At 47.4% G+C, this 4489-nt stretch carries 5 protein-coding genes; all 5 read left to right on the top strand.

From position 1 onward, the window contains the following. On the top strand, positions 1-260 hold a 260-nt coding region (locus J4G02_21200), incomplete at its 5' end, for a hypothetical protein (GenBank protein ID MCE2397042.1). Positions 261-822: 562 nt separating this feature from the next. Further along, on the top strand, positions 823-1467 hold the full coding sequence (locus J4G02_21195; GenBank protein MCE2397041.1) for a riboflavin synthase: 645 nt from the start codon (positions 823-825) through the stop codon (positions 1465-1467). A 168-nt stretch (positions 1468-1635) separates the two neighbouring features. Beyond that, positions 1636-2895, top strand: a complete 1260-nt coding sequence (locus tag J4G02_21190; protein ID MCE2397040.1) for a bifunctional 3,4-dihydroxy-2-butanone-4-phosphate synthase/GTP cyclohydrolase II — start codon at positions 1636-1638, stop codon at positions 2893-2895. Between the two features lie 20 nt (positions 2896-2915). Continuing rightward, entirely contained in the window at positions 2916-3386 is a 471-nt protein-coding gene (locus J4G02_21185) for a 6,7-dimethyl-8-ribityllumazine synthase (GenBank protein ID MCE2397039.1), read from the top strand. A gap of 25 nt (positions 3387-3411) precedes the next feature. Beyond that, positions 3412-4269: a site-specific DNA-methyltransferase gene (locus J4G02_21180; protein MCE2397038.1), complete on the top strand. Its 858-nt coding sequence runs from the start codon at positions 3412-3414 to the stop codon at positions 4267-4269. The last annotated feature ends 220 nt before the right edge of the window (positions 4270-4489 follow it).

The following is a 4489-nucleotide window of genomic DNA, read 5'->3' as shown; positions in this document are numbered from 1 at the left end:
TCAAGATTAAACTTGCTAAAGCAATCTGTATACCAAGTATGAATACTTGGGTTTTAGACCTAAAGGTTTTTTTGATAAGACACACCATTGATCGTTGTATTTCTGATATTCAGGTTATCGCCAGAGGTAAAGAAGCCAAATTGCCCTCTTCCATCATTGAGAACAGAAAACTCGGTATCGGTGCCGGGGTAGGTACAGCTCTCGCCGGGCGCAAGAATATCACCTGCTTCACAGATTTGCCCATAGCTGGTACCTTGTGATCCATAAGTCAACAAGACGGTTACGAACAGTAACATAAGGCATTTTGGGTTTAGAACTTGATTGCTCATTTTGTCATCTCGAATAAAGCGGAAACGGAAGAATTGCGTTTTCATAAATGTCGCCTCCTCTACGGTTAAGTAGTTGTGTAATTCGTTGTGCGTCTTGAGAAAACGGGTGTTCAATTTGTCTACGAGGGTTGCTAAACCGTGAGCCCTTGATGTCCCTACGAAGCCTGTCAAATTTGCAATGAATCTGAAATTAATAGTTACATAATTTGACTAGCGTCCACACAAATAATAAATTACTCAACGATGGACGGACAGACTACCCTAATACAGGATCAGATGTATGTCAAGTTTTTTTGTGAGTGGAGTTCGTTGGAAAGGCATTCTCCAATAAAGTCCGGGGTTCTCAATCATCATCAGCTTGGACTCGCAGATTTTTGGTTTACAGAGACCACCTGTCATGCTATAATTACTCACCTAGCCCACAACCAATATCCCCGGTAAAAATATTGGGAGATAGACCTTAACAGCGAGATTGGAATCAAAGTAAATAGTTATGTTCACAGGAATCGTTGCGGAGTTGGGGATCGTAAAGGGGATTCAGCGTAGTTCACAAGCGGGAGTGCTGACTATCGCAGCCACACAGGTGCTGTCGGACAGCAATATCGGGGATAGTATTGCCATAGATGGAGTCTGTCTGACGATTACGGACCTGACGCACGACAGTTTCACGGCAGATGTTTCTGCTGAGACGTTGCGGCGCACAACATTAGGATCCCTCAAGCAGGGCGATTCGGTCAATCTTGAGAACCCATTGCGCTTGGCGGATCGATTGGGAGGACATCTGGTTTTGGGGCATGTTGACGAGGTCGGGACCATCAACAGTTGGCAGGATGAAGGTACATCATCCTTGATGCGTGTCTCGATTTCTCAGGAGGCAATGCGGTATGTGGTATATAAGGGATCGGTCTGTGTTGATGGCGTCAGTCTCACAATCTCAAAGCTGTTTGACGATGGCTTTGAGGTCGCGCTTATCCCTCACACCAAGCAGGTGACAACGTTGGGACACAAACGGGTTGGCGCTCATGTGAATATCGAGGTAGATCTGTTAGGACGTTATATCGAACGGTTGTTGACCTATTCATCTAGCGAAGGATCATCAATCGATATGGACTTCTTAGCAAAGCACGGATATATTTGAAATCAAAATTTCGACTATGGTGAGTTACAGAAATAAGAAGACATTACCAATAACTCCGACCTTCGCGACGTTCCCAAAGTCCCCCTGATAAGGGGGATTTAGGGGGTTGACTGTACATTGAGAGTGTCCAAGTAATTTTAAAATCTACCATAAATGAAGGCACTGCCTATGAAGTTTAACACAATCCCAGAAGCGATTGAAGCGATACGAAATGGAGAGATGATTATCGTCTCCGATGATCCCGGTCGGGAGAATGAAGGCGACTTAATCATGGCAGCGGAGAAAGCCACGCCTGAGGCGATCAATTTTATGGCGAAGTATGGGCGGGGTATGATTTGTCTTCCTGCCACCGCGGAGCGGTTGTCAGAGCTGAATCTTCCGTTGATGGTTTCGGAAAACACCGCCCAGCTGCATACCGCGTTCACCATAACAATTGATGCCAGCGATGTGACGACAGGGATCTCCGCCTATGAGCGGGCGCACACAATTAAAAAGTTTGTCCAGCCAGAAGCGACGGCGGACGATTTCGCCCGCCCAGGCCATATCTTCCCGTTGCAGGCAGAAGAGGGTGGCGTTTTGCGGCGCGCCGGTCATACAGAGGCGACGGTTGATTTGGCACGTCTGGCGGGGCTCTATCCGGCGGGAGTCCTCTGCGAAATCTTGAACGAAGACGGCACAATGGCGCGGTTACCGCAGCTCTTCGAGTTCGCTCAAAAGTATGAACTGAAATTCATCACCATTGCGGATTTGATCGCTTACCGACGGCAAACGGAGACGCTCATCAGACGGGTTGCTGAAGCAGATCTCCAGACGAAGCACGGATACTTCAGACTCCATTCGTATCAAAGCGCCGATGATCAGAAAACCCACATCGCATTGATTAAAGGAGACATTTCAGACGGTGAGCCGGTGCTGGTACGGATGCACTCACAATGTTTTACTGGAGATGTATTCGGTTCGCTGCGCTGCGACTGTGGGGAACAGTTGGAGAAGGCGATGATGCTCATCGAAAAGGAGGGACGGGGTGTCTTAGTCTATATGCGTCAGGAGGGGCGGGGCATGGGTCTCGGCAACAAGATTCTTGCCTACCGATTGCAGGATAGTGAGGGGCTTGACACCGTTGAGGCGAATGAGCGGCTCGGTTTTCCTCCAGATTTGCGGGATTACGGCGTGGGTGCCCAGATTTTGACAGACCTGGGCGTACAGAAAATGCGTCTGTTGACAAATAATCCGCGCAAGGTGAGCGGTTTGGAAGGGCATAACCTTGAGATTGTCGAGCGAATTCCGCTGCATACCAGACCCCATGAGTTTAACCGCCACTATTTGGAGACGAAACGGACGAAGTTGGGACATCTGTTGTTAGATACTATCAACGATGAGAAGGAGGAGACGGTGCACGGCTATGATGGCCTGATGGTTCAAGGTTAGAGAGCCGGCACTGGGGGACAATGCCAAATATCTACGAAGGCAATCTTATCGGTACTGATCTGAAAATTGGGATTGTGGTCAGTCGGTTTAATAGCTTTATCACCACCAAGTTGCTGGATGGCGCACTCGATGCGCTCAAGCGCCATGGTGTGGATGAGGATGATGTGGACATCTGCTGGACGCCCGGTTCATTCGAGATCCCTACTACGGCGAAACGGCTCGCCGAAAAGGGGCGATATGATGCGGTCATTTGTATTGGTGCGGTCATTCGTGGTGCAACCCCGCACTTCGACTTTGTCGCCAACGAAAGCGCGAAAGGGATTGCACAGGTCTCTCTCAATACAGGGATCCCAGTGATTTATGGTGTTATCACCACCGATACGATTGAGCAAGCGATTGAACGCGCTGGCACCAAGGCGGGGAATAAAGGGGCAGAAGCGGCGGTCACGGCGATTGAGATGGCGAATCTGTATCGGCAGATTGACGGATAGAAAAACTGATAGACACTTTAAGCTTATGACAGCCTTAGAAGAAATCAAAATTGGTAATGGGCGGATTATCAAAGGGGATTGTCTCTCGGTTATGGATAATTTTCCCGATAACCATTTTATGCTTGGGTTCACCTCGCCTCCCTACCTAAACGCAATCAATTACGAAGAGCATATTGAAAAGCTACACGGCACCAAAGCGAGATGGGAGCGAGAAGATATATCCTACGAGGAATATCGGCTTTTTCTAGTTAATCGGTTCAAGGCGTTATTGAGAATCACTCAGCCGGGGGGGCACAATGTGGTAAATATTGCCCCGGTCTTATGGAATGGCACACGTACTGCACTCCCATTTCATTTTGTCAGTTGGCTTGAAGAAATTGGATGGAAATTCAAGGAGGATATTATCTGGGAAAAGCCGGTTGCGAGGGATAGACGGTCAGGGGTCTTGTTACAGCATCCCTATCCCGGATATTACTATCCAAGTTTGGTTGCCGAGTATGTATTTGTCTTTCAGAAGCCTGCCGATAAGAAAAGCCAGAACAACATTTATTGGAATAGAAGTGTTGAAGAGAAAACCCAAAATGAAATTGACCTGAAGGATTACCAAGGCGAGAAGAGCAAAAACGTCTGGAAAATCCGTCCAGTAGCCCCACAGGAGAATCTGCATCCGTGTCCATTTCCGTTGGAACTTGCGGAACGGGTCATTCAGTTTTACTCTTATAGGGGAGATGTGGTGATTGACATTTTTGCTGGAAGTGGGCAAACAAATTGTGCCGCAGAAAAATTGGGCAGAGCGTATGTCGGAATTGAGACGCAGCAAAAATATATAGATTATTCGGTTGGTCAACTGCGTCCAATTGTTGATCAAGGGGAGTTGTTTTAATCTTGTTTGAGGTGTAACGAGAACCCGATGGATATTTTCGCTAGAATCACTGGAGTAAAATATACCCCACTGCTATGCAGCAAACTTAAATCTTTGATTTATCAAAATCTTCCGTTCTGTATCCCCGTCTTTCAAGGCGGTGATACAGAACGGCAAACCCCGTTAGTGAGTCAAAAAAGGTTGATGTTGTAGGTAAAAAGTGGTACAATTCTTTTGTCTT

It is taken from the genome of Candidatus Poribacteria bacterium, assembly GCA_021295755.1.
Lineage (GTDB): Bacteria > Poribacteria > WGA-4E > WGA-4E > PCPOR2b > PCPOR2b.
This window is presented reverse-complemented; position numbering and strand designations above follow the sequence as displayed.